Consider the following 18,528-nt stretch of genomic DNA (forward strand, 5'->3'; position numbering starts at 1 on the left):
CAAAAGAATCTATAATTTTAAACGAGTTAATAAAGTTTGGATCATATTAACATAGTAATCTCCAAAAAGAATATAATGTACTATCGCAGGAAAAAGTTGATAGATGGGTAAGCGTTCTTGCCAGTCTGGTTCTAAAAGAGAATAGCTGTTATAAAAAGCTTCTGGCGGGCTGCCAAAAATATTCAACATCGCGATATCAACTTCGTTATGACCAAAATAACACGCAGGATCAATTAAATATGGTCGATTGATATTTGTAATAATATTTCCAGACCATAAATCTCCATGTAACAATGATATAGGCGGATAAGTAGGAATATAATGATCTAAACGTGCGATTAATTTTTCGATTTGGATGGCAATAGGTTTAGGAAGCTGATTAATATAGCATAATAAACGATTTTCTCGCCAGAACTCTACCCAATTACTGCTAAAGCTGTTTTTAAGCAGTAATTTTCCAAAAGCATAATCTTCTTTCCATCCGTAGGATGAATGATGTATTTGGTGTAATTTATTTAATGTAAGTCCAAGATTTTGCCAAGCCTCTTTGGATAAGCAATTAGTTTCTTGGATTGCTTCCATTATCAAAAGATGATCATTTGCAAAAATTACTTTTGGTACATCAATATGATGTTGCTCAAGAAACTTTAGCATCTTCCCTTCGGTAGTAGGGGAAAATCCATTTTTAACGACATAATTTTGCCCTTCACTTGTGGTGACGATGAACGCTTCTGAAAGGTCACCTTGTGTCAAGGGTTGTGTTTTTATTATTTTACTTTCAAGATGTTGCTCAGCAACTTGAACGAGCGAGAGTTTATTCATAATTGTTTCTCAAAATAATCTGCCAAACCAATAATACCAAGCTCGACTTGCTTCCAAGTGACTTCAAAATCCAATTGATCTCCATGATAAGGATCGGCAATTTCCTGACCTTTATGAGTAAGAGAATAATCCATTAGTAACGATATTTTATGAAGGCATTCTGGTGGAGCTATTTTTTTTAAATGATAGATATTTTTATGATCCATTCCGATAATATGAGTAAAATCAACAAAATCTTCGGATTGTATTTGTCGACCGCGATAATGTGTAATGTCAATTTTATGCTGTGCAGCTTCTTTGATTGTCCTTCTGTCCGGTGGGTTATTAACGTGCCACGAACCTAATCCAGCTGAATCAACTTTAATATGTAATTGTCGTTTTTGAATTTCGTTGATAAAAGCAGCCTCTGCCATCGGAGAGCGGCAAATATTGCCAAGGCAAACAAATAATACTGAAAAAGAAGAATGCATTTTATTGTCCAAATATAGCTTTAGAGTAATTATTTAAAGTGATAGAGATTTTTTGTTGCAATGAATCTATTTACTTATCACATAACAGAACGATTAAAAAATTATTAAAATTCAACGACAATTATAGCGTTAAATTATTGGGATATTGAAATTTATTATAATTATAGATATAAGCAATGAATATATTTTGTATACTATAATTAATTTGAACGGTTTTGTTAATTTTAAGATAAGTTTATTAAATTATTTTATAGATTATAAAAACCTTGTTTATTAGCTGTGGGGAATTGTAAGTGCCTGCTGGTGAAATTGTTGATCCAACCAAGGATTCAGTAAATCGTTTCTGGCGTTTATTTTTACGTATAGGCGTTCCTATTTTAGGGGTGGTTTTGGTTGTATTCGTTGTCGTTGGGGTAACATTACATTCTTATCGTCAAACTAAATCTGGAATTTTAAAACTTACTCATATAATTTTGAAAACCGAGCAATCACGTGTCTCTCAAGAGGTTATGAGCTACCTTTCCCCTGCAACAATCAGTAGTAAATTGGTTGTTGATATGCTTTCTCATATTCCATCTGAATATGAAACAGGAATGTTTTATACATATGTCATGAGTAGCTTGCGCCAAACAAAACAGTTGCAATCATTTTACCTTGCTGATGAAAAAGGTAACTTTACGATGATTGAACGTATCGTGGATAAACCTAACGAGGTGAGGGTAGTTACTTTAAAACCAGATCAAAATGGAGGACAATTTTTAGAAGAGTTTTCCACCTTTGATGGTAAAAAACTATCCCGATCGTTACGACCAGCCAATGCTTATGATCCGCGTTTACGATCATGGTATAAGCAAGCTATGACAAGTGGTAAATTAACATGGTCACCCCCGTCTTTAATGCCATCAAAAAAAGGGTTGGTGATAACGGCCTCCATTCCATTTCAAGACCGTGATGGCAAGAAGGGCGTTTTCGCAGTCAGTATTTCTTTACAGCAATTAACCACATTTTTAAGCTCACTTAATATCAGTCAACACGCCAGAGCTATTATTGTTGATCGTCAAAAGAATATCATCGCCTCACCAGGATTATTAATGCAATTTGGTGATAATGAATGGAATGCCGAAACAAGTAAGATTAACCCAAAATTTAGCCCGGTTATTGCAAGAGCATACGATCAATTCTTAGTTGATGGTATCGGTATTCGTACGTTTAAAATTAAAAAAGATGAACAAACGAATACAGATAAAGACACACCTTTATCTTCATCAATCGATTCTATTGCTGGAAATTATATTAGTATCACATCACAGCTTCCAGAATCTGTTCAAAGTTGGGTGGTCTTAATTGTTATTCCAGAAAGTGATTTTTCCAATTTTGCAGTTACTAGCGGTAAGCAAAATTTACTATTTTCATTATTAGTGGTTGCTCTTGCTGCGGCAATGGCGGGCGTATTGATCTATCAAGGTCACAGAATGGATCGATTATGGAAACGGTTTAAAAATGTTCAAAATATTGCTGAACAAGAAGATAATGCAATCGAGATGATCGCGTCTCAGCCAGAGATATTTGATCCCAATCATGAAGCCTTAATTTTAACAGAAGGGCTATGTAACTTAGTTTCTGCGAAAAGAGTTAGTATTTGGCATATTTCTGAAGATCAAAAGTCACTAATTTGCAACGATCTTTATGATAATGAAGATGGAAATCATGCAGAGGGCGTGCAATATTCTATTCAAGAGATCCCAGACTTTTTTAAGGCTATTACTGAAGGTGAAACCTTTGAAATTGAAGATGCGGTAAATGATTCTCGTATTGTCAATTTCTATAGGTTGTTCATGCGTTCTGCGGAAACAAAATCTGTACTAATTACACCTGTCCTTGGAAAAGATGGAAGCATTGGGGCTGTGATTATCGAAGATACACCACATCTACATAACATACGTCATATTACTAAGATTTTTGCAGGCCTAGTTGCAATGCGGTTTGTTGCTGCAGAAGTGCAAATGAATGAATCAAACCTTGTTCGCTCTGAAGGAAAAATAGATCCTTCTACTCCCCTTGAAAAATTGACAAATGATATTCATGATGATTTGTCGACATTAACCAATGATGAAAAGACAGAATTTTTAGTAAAGCCAGGCACAGTTAAATATCAAAATTTCGATTTTGATAGTTTAAGTGAAGACGATCAACAAGGAATTTACCCAGCAGTTGCTGTAATGAACATTACATTCAGTGGTTATTTAACTTCTGATATCGATGAATCTTCGAAACTCGTAACGCCTGTCCGTGAACTGGTCATCGTGTTACAAGATATTGCTAAGAAATATGGTTTATTTTATGTAAAAATTATGGGTGGTCATTTGGTTGCTGTTGCCGGATGTACAAAAGAACCCGATATTACCGCACCGATTCGATTGGCGCATGCTGCACTGGATATGAGAGCAGCTTGTATAGAAATGATACCTGGTATGGGGACTGAATCTAATTTCGGTATAGGAATAGATGTGGGGGCAGCTTTGGGATCTTGGTTTGGTAAAGAACCCAGAACTTTTAATTTATGGGGACCAGCAGTTGGAATGTCTGGATTAATGGCCAGTATGGCCACAGATGGTGGCGCAGTACAAGTTACGCAAAGTGCTTATATGGCTCTTAGGAATGACTTTTTATTTAGACCAAGAGGAACATTTTACATTCCTAAGGTTGGTATTTCACATACATTTATTCTTGCTGGTAGACGATGAAATATTCAGATGATTTTGAAAAAAAACCTTCGGAGCAAAAGGAAGAACAAAATCGCGTAGAAGCCATGCTGTCTGATTTGGATAAAGATGGTATAAATGATCTTGATCAATATGTTGAGGATATTCGCAATCGCGAGATTGATCAGACGCAGCGTCTTTCTGTTCAATTGAAATTGGTAAAAGATGGCCGTTTTGCATGGTTGCAAAAAATTGGGATAATTCTTTTTTGGTATTTGCGTCCAATATTATATGTCATTGGTGAAAAAACCCGCAGTTACTTTCGTTTTTTATTGGGTGTTTTGGCTGCATCATGGGGGGTGCTGGTTGAAAGCATCTCGCCCATTACTTGGCGTCGCACCGTAAAATACGAATTTAAAAGGTCGCTGGGTCAAGTTGTCTGTGGGGGGTTTTTTAGCACATTTTTTACAGCAACATTGGCTGGGTTGGCTGTGGTGTCGCAAGCAATTTTTTGGTTAGGTGCGGCTGGATTAACCAAGATGACAGGGCCTATTTTAATCACGATTTTGGTCAGAGAAGTAGCCCCGATTTTAGTTGGAATGATTTTGTTGGGACGTAACGGTATCCTGACTGTGACAGAATGCAGCTTACTAGCAATGGGGGGGCAGCTTAAATCTTTGACAGTAATGGGAATTGATCCATTTATTACGATTGTTTTACCCAGAGCTTGGGCTTTTACGATCGGTAGTTTTACTTTGGGAATGATTTTTGGTACGACTTCTTTATTTATGGGATATGTTGTTACCTATGCTCTGGGAACGATGCAAGATTCGATCTGGACATTTTATAGTAATATCTTAGCTGCAATGTCTGTGGCAGATTATGTTTTAGTCCCTTTGAAATTTATTGTTATGGGATTTATGATTGGAGTTGGTTCTTGTATTACGGGCATGAATGTTAAGGTGAACGATGAGCCATCCACTTTACTACCCAAAGGTTTCACTCGTGGGATCATGCTGATCATGGTGGTGAATATTTTGTTTACGTTGGATTTTTAAAAAATGGCAAATAAAATATTATTAGATATTCACCAAGCAAAACCTTCATTTGATGAAAATTACTTGCCACCTGTTGCTTTTGATTTAAAGGTCAAAGCAGGAGAGTGCGTCATTATAGAATGTCGTGATTTAGAAGTAGCAACAGCTTTTGCAGATTTGTGTAGTGGTATGGTTGCTTTAAGAGACGGTAAAGTATTATTTAAGGGGTTAGATTGGTTTGATTTAAAAGAACCACGTTTATCAGCATTGCGTGGATGTATCGGCCGTGTTTTTCAAAAAAACGGTTGGATGGATATGTATTCAGTTGCAGTGAATATTTTACTGCCTTCATTACATCACACTCGGATCGATGAAGATAAGTTAGTCGATCAAGCCATGACGCTTTGTCGTAAATTTGGATTGCCAGGGTTACCTATGGATACAGCGAGAGAAGCAACGATGATCGATCTGTTTCGCGCATCATGTGTCCGCGCTTTGTTAAATAATCCGGATTTGTTATTATTGGAATATCCAGCAGAGAGTTCCTCTGCTGAGCTTATGTCTCCTTTACTGGAGATGTTGAATATTGCTCAAAATAGAGGGGCGGGTATCATTTGCTTTACACGCCAATTTAGTTTGTGGAATGATTATAAAGATCGTGTAACGCATTGGATGCGTTTACAAGAAAAAGGTTTAACCTCAATACGGCTGGGATGAAATGTTTAACAGTAAACAATATACGAAAACACGACAGTTATTTCAGTTAAGATACGCCAATGAGTGGACAGGCGGATTAGTACTATTGTGTTTATTGGCTTTTGTTGGAGCCGTGATTGAAGCTGGTGTCTTAAGAGACTGGATGACACCAGCTGCAGAGTTAAATATTATTTTGCCTCAGACTGGGGTGGATAATTTATCTGTTGGGGATAATGTTGAGGTTTTTGGGATTAGTGCCGGAACCATTAAGAAAATTAATGTTAATCCAGATGGTGGATTATCTGCTGTTGCGGCAATTGATCCGAAATTGACCACCTTTATACGTCGCGATAGCCAAGCAACCATTAAAAGGCAATTTGCTGTTGCTGGAGCAGCATATGTATCCATTACGCGCGGGTATAGTGCCAAACTCGATTGGAAATATGCGGTATTGGTTGCGAAGACAGAGCCTAACCCTGCAGATCAGATTTCTCAAATGGTTATGCAAATCCATGAACGTATTGTTCCCACAATGGATAGTGCAAAAAATATGATGGCTTCTTTGGAAATGATTGTTGAAAATATTCAACAGGGTAAAGGATCCATTGGTCAGCTGGTTAATAATGACGAGCTTATTCGTCGTGCTGAAAATATGGTTCAAACATTGAATAATATTATTGAACAATTGCAGCCTATTGAAAATAATTTGAACAAAGTGGTCACCCATGCAGATACAATGGTTGTCAATTTTGGTAAGGTCTCCAAAAATATTGCTCAGGCTTCACCAAATCTGGTTCCAATTACAAAGAACTTGGTTCCGATTAGCAAAAATATTAAAAATTCAACAGAGCAATTACCTGAAATGATGACACAATTACAGGCCACCGTGGCTGATTTACAAAAGTTAATTGTTCAGGTCAAAGGATTGTGGTTATTAGGGGGGAATGGAAAAGAACCTCGTCGTTCAAAACGCTTACCAGCACGTGAGGTCAGACCATGAGGTTGCTATACAAAAATTGTGCATTATTGTTTCCTCTTTTATTAGGTCTGACCGCTTGTGGTGGTGGACAAGAAAGCAATCCTGTGCGAGATGATCCATTCGATCGCACGATGGATGTTGCAGACGAGGCAGTTTTTTACGATCGTTTGCAACAGGCAGAGACCAGTTACCAAAAGTCTTTTGATTATGCGATCACAAGTGATGATGTGTCAAATATTGATGATGCAGGATATAATCTGGCCATTATAAAGCTTGGGCTAAATAACGTGCAAGATGCAATGAAAACGGTTAAGAAAACCACTAATGAATTAAAAATTAGAGGACAAGGGATCAGCCCTCAATTAGATTTGGTTAATGCCGCTATTTTTTATCGTATGAACCGTTTATCTGACGCAGCATTAGCCGCCCAAAATGCTGAGAAGAGCAAGGATGAAGATATTCAGGAACGTGCGTATTTTCTATCTGCCTTGATTGCGAATGATGCAGGTAATGTAAATGACATTGTTCAATATTCTCAAAAGTTAGATCAGCTTTTATCTCAAAGCAAAGCTAAGATAGAGAAAAGTTGGCAAGCAGATCAAAAGGAATTGCATGCTTTATTGGCTTATCGACAAGGACAATATGAGCAAGCAATGACAGCAGCCAAAGAAGCACAAGATATTCGTCGTGACCAAGTTGAATATCGTGCCATGGTTCGGACTCTGGCTTTACAAGGATTAATTAGCGAGGGTGAAAAAAACTTTGTTTCAGCAGCACAATTTTATGTCAGAGCTGGGAAAAGTGCGTTGTTACTTAAGGATTATGTCGATGCCAAAAAGTATTTAGATCGTGCAGCCAGCCTTCATGCTGACCAATTAACGTATCAATTGGCATCTGATGCTTTAGTTGACCTAAGTAAGAAAACTAGTAAAACATCAGAGTAATTTATTATAGGATCGTCGTTATCAAGAATTATGACGATCTTTAACTAAAAAGGCTGCGATGGTTAAATATAACCACGAAATAATAAGGGTGCTTCCTCCCATTGGAGCCAAGGGAATAGGCGGATGAAGACCCGTTAGTGCTGTATAAAAAACAGCCCCGCAAAATAACCAAAGCCCAATATTAAAAGCGCACCCTATGATATTCAGATGAATTGAAGGTTGCCAGACCTTTTGTAAAATAGAAACAGCAATCAAAGCTATGCTGTGGATCAGTAGGATCGTATCTGCAATACGCGCCATTTCTCTGCCGTTACCAAAAAAATATTGATCAGGAAGATGGGAGGTAAAGGAAGAAAGGACAACAGCGGTCATTCCATAAAATGCACCAGTTGCCAGCCAGAGGCGAGTAGATAAAAAAGATTTTTTTGACGTCATGTTAGAGCAATCAGAAGATATGAAGTAAAATATCATTTCAAGAAACAATATTATTTTAAATGAGAATAATAATTATTATTATAAGAAAAAACAAGTTTTATATTATAGCATTTAAATAAAATGCACATTGTAGTCGTGGACTATGTAACAAATAGGTGAGAGTGATACAGGGTATCATTTATTAAACCGTATAAATTTTTCATATAAAGAGGATTATATCATGTCGAAAATGACTTTAAAAAATACACGTAACTTATGGGATGGACATTCTAGGTTAGAAATGACTGAAATGCTGCAACAATACGAGGACGGCCATATAGAGTCTTTGAAAAGAGAAGTGCTAAAAGCACGTGATAGTGTTGTTGTCTTGCTTTATCGTCAAGATACAAAGAAATTAGTGTTAACTTCTCAATGGCGTGCTCCCATTGTTTTTCGCGGTGATAACCGACCTGTTATTGAGGCTTGTGCTGGAAATATTGATCAGAAAGATTTTGACAATCACCCAAAAGACGCTTTGGCCGCAGCTAAAACCGCTGCAATAAGAGAAGTAGAAGAAGAAACAGGATGGCATATAGCTCAGCTAGATTATTTATATGCCTTATATAGCTGCCCTGGTATATCAACTGAAAAATTATATTATTTTATTGCGAGTGTTGATGAAAAAGTGCAGCAAGGCGGTGGCGTCCGTGATGAAGGCGAAGATATTGCGGTGTTAGAAATATCTTTGCAAGAAGCCATAACGAAAATTCAAGAAGGCGAAATTATGGATTTAAAAACAGTTGTTTTGATACAATATATTCAACTACATTGTTTAGATTATTTAGAGTAGTTACTTATTTGTGTGATAAAGGGTGTCATTTGCAAATTATGGTTTTTCGTGTATGCTGACCAGGTGAAATTACAATCATTCAGGCATAATGGTTATTATTTAAAAACTGGATAATAATAAAAATTATATGATTTTATTTGTTACTGATTATTATCTTACATTATTCAACTATAGTTATTTAAGGGGTTAAACGTGGTATTTCGTCGAGATCTTTTACGTTCAGCTGCAGGTATCTCATTGGCAAGTGTGGTTGGGGAAGCAACGGGTTCGTTATTACCTCAAGCAGTAGCTGCTGATAGCAAATCAAGTGACGATGAGAAAGGCAAGCCTTTCGATCAAACAACTGTTCGACAGTTGGCTCGTGATATGGCCAAAACATCTTACAAAGCTCCTAGTGATAAATTGCCAGATGCTATTGATAAGCTAGATTTTGATGGGTTTCGTAGTATTGACTTTAAACCTGAAAGTGCTTTGTGGCACGGCAGCAATTTAAATTTTGAAGTGCAATTTTTCCCCAGAGGTTTTTTGTACAGACCTCGTATTGATATTTACGAGGTGGTGGATGGTATTTCCAAGCCGGTGCCGTATAACGCTGATATGTTTAACTACAAAAATCCAAAATTGCGAGTTGAGGATAATTTAGGATTCTCTGGATTTAAGCTGATGACCCGTCTAAATCAAAAAGATGTGTTTGAAGAATTTGCTGTCTTTTTAGGTGCCTCTTATTTCCGAGCTGTTTCCAAAGGTCAACAATATGGTTTGTCTGCTCGTGGTTTTGCCAAAGGCACTGCGGATCCTCAAGGCGAAGAATTCCCTTTGTTTAGATCTTTTTGGATTGTGCAGCCAAAATCTGGGATTGAATCTCTTGTTATTTATGCATTATTAGATAGCCCCTCTTTAACGGGTGCATTTAGGTTTACTATTCGTCCAGGTGATACAACAACATTCGATGTAGAAAGCTATTTTTATCCACGTAAAACCATTGCTAATGGCGGGGTCGCCCCTTTAACTGGTATGTTTTATTTTGATGCGAATAACCGTAATCATGTCGATGATTGGCGTCCAGCAGCTCATGATAGTGAGGGGCTGTTAATGTGGACAGGGACTGGTGAGCAAATATGGCGACCTTTGAATAATCCTGTTGATTTACAATATTCTGTCTTTATGGATACTGCCCCCAAAGGGTTTGGCTTGATACAACGTAAACGTGACTTCTCTCAATATGAAGATTTGGCTTTGCATTATGAATTGCGCCCGTCATTATGGGTTGAACCTGTCGGCGAATGGCAATCAGGCAGCATGAATTTGGTAGAAATCCCTACGCCAAGTGAAGTTAATGATAATATTGTAGCTTTTTGGCGTCCCAAACAGCCTTTTAAAGAAGGTGGGGAATATTCATTTACCTATCGTTTATATTGGGGTTGGGATAATCCTTGGACTTCAGATCTTGCAAGAGTAGCAGGAACACGTATTGGCGCAGTAGTTGATAAGCCTGATGTTCGGTTTTTCTGTATCGATTTCTTTGATGGCCCTTTGAATCATTTTCCGACTAATAAACAACTGACATTAAATGTTACTAGTTCGACAGGTAAAGTTAGCAATATTGTTGTCGAGGCTAACCCAGTGACTCATGGATGGCGAACAACGTTTGAATTCGCACCTGAGAATGCTAAAACAGCAGAGTTAAAATGCGTTCTAATGGATGGGGATCAACCTATTTCTGAAAAATGGGTGTATCGTTGGACAGCATAATGCTTGCTATTTATTAATTAAAAAAACCTAGATCTATTGAAGGTCTAGGTTTTTTTATGGTTATCTATTATTTAACCATCTTGTGGCTGTATCACGTGCATGTTGAAAATTTGAACAATATGTGAGTTTACCTTGTATTTTTCGCAATCCAGCCCGTTTTAAAGAGAGGATGATTTCTGTAGATACCCCAACAAAAATTAACGATTGATTGTTATTAAAAATTTGTTTTTTTATTGATTGTAGTCCAGAGATCGTAGTTCCGTCCATACTAATGACATCTTTCATATCAAGAACAACAATTTTCTTGTGTAAATTTTCATAAGATTTAAACGATGCGATTGTCCTTTCCGAAACGCCAAAAAATAAAGGGCCATTAATGTCAAACACAACGATATCTTTTGCTATTTCGTCTAATTCTGGATGTTCCTCAATAAGAGCTGTTTTCGATGCGTAGGTCATGCTGCGGATAAATAAGATAGCAGATAAAGCGACACCAACGGCAACAGCAATAACCATATCGAATATAATAGTTAACCCAAAGCAAATTAATAAAACAATGACGTCACTACGTGGGGATGTTTTGATGGTTTGAATACAATGTTTTGCCTCACTCATATTCCATGCCACAATGAATAACAAGGCACCCAAAGACGCCATTGGAACAAAACCTAACAAGGATGCAAAAAGAACAACAGCTAATAACACAAAAATCGAATGAATAATCGCTGCAATAGGAGATTTCGCACCACTGCGGATACTGGTGGCTGTTCTGGCAATTGCCGCGGTCGCAGTAATCCCACCAAACAGAGGTGCAACGATATTTCCAATGCCCTGTCCAATTAATTCTGCGTTAGGATTATGTTTTGTGTCAGTTAATTCATCTGCGATAACAGCACATAACAAAGATTCAATTGCACCTAATGTTGCAATAGCGAATGCAGGACCAGTGAGCGAATGAATCAGTTTATATGTAATCACTAATGGCTGACCATCAGGTCCAGGCAGTGCCCAAGGCATTATCAAGGAAGGAGGAATAGGAGGAATACCATTACCGCTCATCCCATTTGCATGCCACGTAAAATTAGAAGCAATCGTTTTTATCTCAGCACCGCTGATTCCTTTATTAATAAAATAAGCAACAATACCACCGACAATCAATCCAACCAAAGGCGCAGGAAGAGGGATTTTAAATTTTGGCCATAAGATTAAAAGCACTAAAGTGAATAAACCAACACCCATTTCATAAGGATTAATGGTGCCTAATGAAGAAAAGATAATACTGATATTTTCGACGAAATCATCACCAAGTTTTTCAGTATGTAAGCCAAGAAAATCAGGAATTTGAAGAATAGCAATAATAATTGCAATTCCTGCGGTAAAGCCTAAAACAACAGGGTAAGGTACGAAACGAATAAGCTGTCCCATTTTACTTAGTCCCATTAAGAGCAGGATAGTCCCTGCCATCATGGTTGCTAGGAGTAGCCCACCAATTCCGTAATCTTTGACAATTGGAAATAAAATAACAACGAATGCTGCGGTAGGCCCAGAAATATTAAATCTTGACCCCCCAGTTAAAGCAATTAAAGCACCAGCAACAATTGCTGTATATAATCCATGTTCAGGAGGAACGCCTGTAGCAATGGCTAGAGCCATTGAAAGGGGAACAGCAACGGTTCCAATTGTTAAGCCAGCCAAAGCATCGTTTTTAAAATCAGAAAAACGGTAACCCTTGCGAAAAGTATCAATCATCCCCGTAGCAATGGATGGGGCTTTTAGTATAGTCTTTTTATTATGCATATAATCCTCGTTATAATTGCGTCATAGATGAGTATTTTCAAGAAGAACTGCAGAAACGAGATTTCAATCTTGTATAAAATAGGTTACAAGAATTAATTTTTTTTAAAAGAGAATTGTTGCCAACATCTCATAAAGAATCATTGATTAGAGAAATAATAAATTTTCTTTATATTATAGCTCTCATGCTCTATAGTAATTGCCTGGTTATTTGTATTGGTTAGGAGTATTGAATTACTTATGACTGAACCTCATAATGTTTCGTGTCATAATCTGGAGGACAATAAAGTGAATACAGACGATTTATCTCAAAATCAAAATTCTGATCAACCTGTTTTCACGGTTTTGCCTCCTGAAACGCCTATTGATATGCCAGTACAAAATTTACAGGCAAATCCGAATATATACGGCAGACCGAAAACACCGCCAACGCAAGCTCCTAATATCTTATTGAGACGACTATTTGTCTTCGTTGTTTCAATTGCTTTAACGGTATATGCTTCTTATGAAATGAATTTAGTGTTTAATAGCTATGGAATGACAGCTTTGGGGCTAATTATTCTTGTGATATTTACTATTTTATTTTTCTGGATTGCTTTTTCTTTTGCTTCATCTCTAGGTGGTTTTTTAGAACAGGTTAGTAAAAAAGGAGGCCTGTCTTTGGGGATTAATCCCAAGGATCCTTTACCTTCTCTAATAAAAAAAACAGCTGTTTTAATGCCAACCTATAACGAAGATCCACATCGCGTATTGGCAGGGCTTAAGGCGATTTACGATAGTATCCAAGCTACTGGTCAAGGGAAGCAGTTTGATTTCTTTATTTTATCAGACACGACCAACCCTGATGTTTGGGTAGAAGAAGAAGCGGCTTTTTTACGGTTTCGTCAAAAAACGGGGGACGATACTCATATCTTTTATCGTCGTCGCTTTAAAAATACAGATCGTAAAGCAGGTAATTTAGGTGATTGGGTTCGTCGTTTTGGCGGTGGATACGATCATATGTTAAGCCTCGATGCAGATAGCTTGATGGAAGGGGATACGGTTGTTCGTGTTTGTGCTGCGATGGAAGCTAATGAAGGCGTTGGGTTAATTCAAACATTACCAGTCATTGTAAATGGCACCACGTTATTTGCACGTTTACAACAATTTGCTGGGCGTGTTTATGGACCAACCATTGCATATGGAATTGCGTGGTGGCATGGCTCTGAGAGTAACTATTGGGGGCATAATGCGGTCATTCGTATCAAAGCATTTGCAGAACAAGCAGGGATGCCTCATTTACCTTCTGTGCGTAAGCCTTTTGGCGGTATGATTATGAGCCATGACTTTGTTGAAGCAGCGTTGATGCGCCGTGGTCGTTGGGCTATTCATATGGTACCAGCGTTACAAGGTTCTTACGAGGAAAGCCCACCATCATTGACAGACATTGCGGTCAGGGATCGTCGTTGGTGTCAAGGTAATTTGCAGCATATTATGGTAATACCGACTAAGAAACTTAGCTGGATCAGCCGAATTCATATGTTAACAGGTATTGGTGCTTATATTATGTCACCATTATGGTTATTATCCTTATTAGTGGGGATTATGGTTTCTTTACAGGCATTATTTGTAAAACCTGAATATTTCACGGGAACGGATCGTGTTTTATTTCCTAATTGGCCTCAAGTTGATCCTGTTTTAGCGAAGTATGTATTTATTTTAACCATGTTAGTGCTGCTTGCTCCTAAATTTTTGGCTTGGATCGCAATGTTCTTTAATCCAGAGTTGCGTAAGGGATGTGGGGGTTCGATAAAAGCACTATCTTCTATTTTCTTAGAAACTTTGATAGGAGGATTAATCGCGCCGATTGCTATGTTAATTCAGACAACAGCTGTAATGTCTATTTTGCTTGGATATGATTCAGGGTGGAATGCGCAGCGTAGGGATGTTGGGTTTATTCCCTTAAAAGATGTTGTAAGAGATTACTGGCGTCATACTGCATTTGGGATTTTAGTCGGAATTTTTGCTTGGGAAGTGTCTCCGTCCTTATTTTTCTGGATGACGCCTGTGTTATTAGGGTTATTGTTGGCAATCCCCCTTGTATGGATTACCTCTAGTCAGCGTTTCGGTGCTTTTTGTATGAAAATTGGCTTGCTAATTATTCCAGAAGAAACGGCTCGTCCTGATATTTTAAGACGTGATCGTATTGAAAAAAGAAGAGTAATGGATATGGAAGTACAGGACGCATTTTCAACCCTCGTTAATGATCCTGAACTTGTTGCTTTACATATGTCTTGCTTGCCCCCAGAACGCAAAAAAGGTGAAGTAATAAATCCACATTACTTGGTAGGCATGGTGAAATTAAACGAGGTCGATAATCAAGATCAAGCTATGCAAATTCTTACTCATGATGAGAAATCAGCTTTGTTATGTAGCCGTCAGGCAATCAATAAATTTTTAAGTTTGCCCATTTAGCTTATAATTTAAAAAGATTAATTATTAGACCGGTAAAGATAAAATTATAATTGGCTTTTTAAAAGATGATTGATTAGTTTAAAAAATAAAAACGCAATCATCTTTTCAATTAAAAATTATAATAATTTTAAATAGATTTATTATTTTAGAAGGAATGAATAATATGATTATCCATTTCTGTTGTAGTTAGAGAATCATTTTCTAAAGCGTGTAGTTTATCAACCAGTTCAATCGAAGACTGGCGTTTTCCTTCGCCGACTTTGGTTAATAAAACAAATTCGATGTTATGAGCTTTTTCAGAGTAACGTTGTGCACTGACACGATATCGTTTGTAGGGTTTTGCGAAAATCTTGACTTCACCAACTTCGCAATTTTGTTCAATCATCTCTCGCAAATTGATGAAACCATCTGTGCTATAACTCGTAGCAATCCAGCGTGTGGGTAAAGTTTGTAATAATTGTTGATATGCAAAACTGGCTTGTTTGCGTATCGTATAAGCACTTTTACGTTCTGTTCGCCAATCTTTACGAATGGCCGATTTTTCATAAGGTATAATGTGAGGCGACACATTTGGTTTATCCCAAAGCGTTATACTATTTAAAACGTGATAGTTTGCGCCATAAGGATGTTGATTATATGGGGGATCTAAATAAGCAATACTATATTCAGGTATATTCATATAATGCAATTCTTCAGCTAATGTTTGGGCATCCATGCGAAAAACTTTATTATTTTGATGATTATTGAAAAATTGGATGGGAGCTAGATTGAGGTCAGCAGCAATACGATAAAGGGCAGTTTGTGTTTGTCCGCCCCAACCTTTATGAAACCCTTTAAACACCCCACTCGTATTTGCATGATAACAAGCACAATAAAGTAAAGGGGCTAATAAGCAGGATTTTTGGATTGGATTTAATAGACCCGCACGATCCCATTCCTCTATCTTTTCACGAATAGTATCAATACGCATGCCATTTTTATGCATGTAAAACATGCGTTCTTTTGAAGTATCATAGTCAATATCATCCCGAGGGCATAAATGTTTTGTCACCCAGTCTTCAATGGGAGGCAGGTTATTTAATTGTTGCAGCACCTCGTCGTACGAATATTGATTGAAATAAGTGGGTGGCTCTAATGCTTGTATAGAAGCAACATTCAATGTTTGGCTGTAATATTCCCAATCATTGCAAAAGACTTGATATCCCATCATTTTTGCCAAGCGACTAACGACACCAGTGCCTGCAAAGCAGTCAATGAAAAGACCATTTTGTGTTTTAAAGTTCTCTTGACTAGCGATTAGAGTTTGTTTGATCAAATCTAATAATTTACGCTTGTTACCAATATATGGAATGAGCTGGTTAAACAAAAAATCTGTTGTTTGATAGGATCCATGCTCGGATTTATTCCATTTCATTAAAGTACACTTTATGATTAGGGTGTGTAAAATAGATAAGTAAACGCAAATTAAAAATATTACCCTAATTCATCTACCAACTCTGACTCTTTATATCCTTGAATAAATAAAGCTGAACGAAGTGAAGTATATTGAATGATATTCGACAATTGTTCCGCTACAATAGGTTTTGGATAATATCCAATACCTAATCCTGCATGGGTTAACATGGGTAGGTCATTGGCACCATCGCCAATGGTCATGCTCTCATTTTTAGTCAAATTCAATGTTTGAGTTAAACGATTTAAGTGGAATAGCTTAGCTTCTTTACCAAGGATTGGGAGAATAACAGTGCCATCTAATTTGTTATCTTGAATGCTTAATTGATTAGCATGATTTTCATGAAAACCACATTTATCGGCAACTTTTTGGGTGAAAAAGGTAAAACCACCAGAGATCAAAGCGGTATATGCATGATGTTTTCTCATGGTTGCAACAAGGGTCTGTGCACCATCATTCAATTTTGTGTGTTGCCACGTTTTTTCAAGGAGATCTGCTGAGACATTTTTTAATAAAGCAATACGTTCATTCAAAGCATCAGCAAAAACAAGCTCACCATTCATTGCGCGTTTGGTTATGGCAGCAATTTGTTCACCGATACCGACTTCAGCAGCCAAATCATCCAAGGTTTCACTTTGAACGATTGTACTATCCATATCAGCAATAAGGAGCTTTTTTTTTCGAGAAAGCATTGGCGTTAAAAAAATATCTACTTTTTGAGACCTTAAAGCGGTTTGCATTTTCTTAAATATAGATTTTGCATCATTAAGATCAGTTGTTGGTAATTCAATATCGATTGCTTCTTGTTGAGATAACCATTGCGCATCTTGTAAAGAATAATATGGCTCAATAAGGTCTAAAACCTTTTGGTTTAGTAAAGAAGGGGGTGCAATAACAGTAATCACATAAGGCAAGTAAGACATTCAACAATCCCATCACAACGAACAAGTATAGATTTTAAGAAATAATAAAGAATTAGTATGAAAACTCTGTATGTTATTCAATATATTTATTATAAGTAAGCAGCTTGTGAAGCAACAAAGAAAATCATTTGTTTACTATTAAAAAATATAAAGGCTTGAATATGATGCTGCGATCGTCAGATAATACACAAAAACCTTGGGCGATTATTGTGGCAGGACCAACATGCTCTGGTAAATCATATTTATCTTTAAAAATTGCAGAAGCTTTACAAGGGACGATCATTAATGCCGATGCAATGCAGTGTTACCGTGATTTACGTATTATTACCACACGCCCTTCTATAGAGGATGAGGCCTGTGTTCCTCATCGTCTCTATGGGGTGTTGCCTTGGGATCAAACAGGTAATGCAGGTTGGTGGAGAGAGCAAGCAATATCAGAATTAAATCAAGCCTGGGATCAACAAAAATTACCTATTTTATGCGGTGGAACTGGCATGTATTTCCACTCCTTGATTCATGGGATTGCCATGATTCCAGAACCGAGTGCAGAGGCAAGAGAAGAAGCACGTCAATTAATAGAGACAAAAGGTGCGCCATTTTTACATGAATCTTTGCTACAAGTAGATCCCCAAACCGCAGAATTATTAAATCCTGCTGATTCTCAACGTATTGCCAGAGCGTGGGAAGTATGGCGTTCAACAGGGAAAGGGTTGAAATATTGGCAACAAGAAGCCCATATTCCTGGAATTGATTGTCGTTTTCTTGTTATTCGGTTAGCTCCTGATCGTGCGTTATTAAAAGAAGCTGTCGCACAGCGTTTTATAGCAATGGTCGATGAAGGGGCTGTGGAAGAAGTCGAAGAATTCTTAAGAGCGAACCCACCTGTTCAAGCCCCGTTACGAAGAGCACTAGGTGTTCCAGAATTTGCAGCTTATTTATCGGGTGAACTATTGTTATCAGACGCAATAGACCAAGCCGTAAGAAATACACAACGATATATCAAGCGTCAAGAAACTTGGTTTTCTCATCGAATTTTGGCTCCAGAGGATCAAATTTGTATTTTTAATTCAAGAATTGATAAAAATTTGAAATTTTCAGAAAGTTTTATTGAAAAATCTATACTATTTATTAATTCTTTTATTGACGTTTGATTAAAAATTAGTTAGGTTGCCAAGTAGTCTAAAAATGCTATGCTGTTTTAAGACCAATTATTCTAAAATTAAGTTCGTAAAGCTGAG

General features: G+C 37.2%; 15 protein-coding genes. 9 read left to right on the plus strand and 6 right to left on the minus strand.

Features of this window, described 5'->3' with window-relative positions:
* Positions 1 to 9: 9 nt before the first annotated feature.
* Together PQG52_RS02785 and PQG52_RS02790 are read right to left on the minus strand one after the other, a co-directional pair.
* The gene (locus PQG52_RS02785; protein ID WP_271827797.1) at positions 10 to 822 is read right to left on the minus strand and encodes a fructosamine kinase family protein; all 813 of its coding nucleotides are present in this window, start codon (positions 820 to 822) and stop codon (positions 10 to 12) included.
* Positions 819 to 1,292 carry a low molecular weight protein-tyrosine-phosphatase gene (locus PQG52_RS02790; RefSeq protein ID WP_271827798.1) on the minus strand — a complete coding sequence of 158 codons (474 nt, stop codon included), beginning with the start codon at positions 1,290 to 1,292 and terminating at the stop codon, positions 819 to 821. Before PQG52_RS02790 ends, PQG52_RS02785 begins: the two co-directional genes overlap by 4 nt.
* A 293-nt stretch (positions 1,293 to 1,585) precedes the next feature.
* Here PQG52_RS02790 and PQG52_RS02795 point away from each other — a divergent pair, with 293 nt between their 5' ends.
* From PQG52_RS02795 to PQG52_RS02815, 5 genes are read left to right on the plus strand one after another with little or no spacing between them, the layout of a single operon-like run.
* On the plus strand, positions 1,586 to 4,036 hold the full coding sequence (locus PQG52_RS02795) for a cache domain-containing protein (RefSeq protein WP_271827799.1): 2,451 nt from the start codon (positions 1,586 to 1,588) through the stop codon (positions 4,034 to 4,036).
* The gene (locus PQG52_RS02800) at positions 4,033 to 5,052 is read left to right on the plus strand and encodes an MlaE family ABC transporter permease (protein WP_271788970.1); all 1,020 of its coding nucleotides are present in this window, start codon (positions 4,033 to 4,035) and stop codon (positions 5,050 to 5,052) included. Before PQG52_RS02795 ends, PQG52_RS02800 begins: the two co-directional genes overlap by 4 nt.
* A gap of 3 nt (positions 5,053 to 5,055) precedes the next feature.
* Positions 5,056 to 5,748: a P-loop NTPase family protein gene (locus PQG52_RS02805; protein ID WP_271788969.1), complete on the plus strand. Its 693-nt coding sequence runs from the start codon at positions 5,056 to 5,058 to the stop codon at positions 5,746 to 5,748.
* Position 5,749: 1 nt separating this feature from the next.
* Entirely contained in the window at positions 5,750 to 6,727 is a 978-nt protein-coding gene (locus tag PQG52_RS02810) for an MlaD family protein (protein ID WP_271788968.1), read from the plus strand.
* Complete coding sequence (locus tag PQG52_RS02815; protein WP_271788967.1) at positions 6,724 to 7,650, plus strand: tetratricopeptide repeat protein; 927 nt, start codon at positions 6,724 to 6,726, stop codon at positions 7,648 to 7,650. The genes PQG52_RS02810 and PQG52_RS02815 overlap by 4 nt, the downstream gene beginning before the upstream one ends.
* A 21-nt stretch (positions 7,651 to 7,671) precedes the next feature.
* Here the strand turns inward: PQG52_RS02815 and PQG52_RS02820 are convergent, their stop codons facing one another.
* Entirely contained in the window at positions 7,672 to 8,085 is a 414-nt protein-coding gene (locus tag PQG52_RS02820) for a DUF423 domain-containing protein (RefSeq protein ID WP_271788966.1), read from the minus strand.
* Between the two features lie 220 nt (positions 8,086 to 8,305).
* Between PQG52_RS02820 and PQG52_RS02825 the strand changes: the two genes are divergently transcribed.
* Together PQG52_RS02825 and PQG52_RS02830 are read left to right on the plus strand one after the other, a co-directional pair.
* Positions 8,306 to 8,914 (plus strand): NUDIX domain-containing protein, encoded by a 609-nt coding sequence (locus PQG52_RS02825; RefSeq protein ID WP_271827800.1) that lies wholly within the window; start codon positions 8,306 to 8,308, stop codon positions 8,912 to 8,914.
* Between the two features lie 192 nt (positions 8,915 to 9,106).
* Entirely contained in the window at positions 9,107 to 10,666 is a 1,560-nt protein-coding gene (locus tag PQG52_RS02830) for a glucan biosynthesis protein (RefSeq protein WP_271800821.1), read from the plus strand.
* A gap of 60 nt (positions 10,667 to 10,726) precedes the next feature.
* Here PQG52_RS02830 and dauA read toward each other — a convergent pair whose 3' ends face one another.
* Positions 10,727 to 12,463, minus strand: a complete 1,737-nt coding sequence (gene dauA / locus PQG52_RS02835) for a C4-dicarboxylic acid transporter DauA (protein ID WP_271827801.1) — start codon at positions 12,461 to 12,463, stop codon at positions 10,727 to 10,729.
* Between the two features lie 237 nt (positions 12,464 to 12,700).
* Between dauA and mdoH the strand changes: the two genes are divergently transcribed.
* Positions 12,701 to 14,914 carry a glucans biosynthesis glucosyltransferase MdoH gene (mdoH, locus tag PQG52_RS02840; protein WP_271827802.1) on the plus strand — a complete coding sequence of 738 codons (2,214 nt, stop codon included), beginning with the start codon at positions 12,701 to 12,703 and terminating at the stop codon, positions 14,912 to 14,914.
* A gap of 145 nt (positions 14,915 to 15,059) precedes the next feature.
* On the opposite strand, the gene PQG52_RS02845 is transcribed toward mdoH, so the two are convergent.
* Both PQG52_RS02845 and serB read right to left on the minus strand, forming a co-directional pair.
* Entirely contained in the window at positions 15,060 to 16,328 is a 1,269-nt protein-coding gene (locus PQG52_RS02845) for a DNA adenine methylase (protein WP_271827803.1), read from the minus strand.
* Positions 16,329 to 16,387: 59 nt separating this feature from the next.
* Positions 16,388 to 17,290 carry a phosphoserine phosphatase SerB gene (serB, locus tag PQG52_RS02850; RefSeq protein WP_271827804.1) on the minus strand — a complete coding sequence of 301 codons (903 nt, stop codon included), beginning with the start codon at positions 17,288 to 17,290 and terminating at the stop codon, positions 16,388 to 16,390.
* 161 nt (positions 17,291 to 17,451) lie between these two features.
* Here serB and miaA point away from each other — a divergent pair, with 161 nt between their 5' ends.
* Complete coding sequence (gene miaA / locus PQG52_RS02855; RefSeq protein WP_271827805.1) at positions 17,452 to 18,441, plus strand: tRNA (adenosine(37)-N6)-dimethylallyltransferase MiaA; 990 nt, start codon at positions 17,452 to 17,454, stop codon at positions 18,439 to 18,441.
* Positions 18,442 to 18,528: the final 87 nt, after the last annotated feature.

It is taken from the genome of Commensalibacter communis, from assembly GCF_947179105.1.
Classification (GTDB): Bacteria; Pseudomonadota; Alphaproteobacteria; order Acetobacterales; family Acetobacteraceae; genus Commensalibacter; species Commensalibacter communis.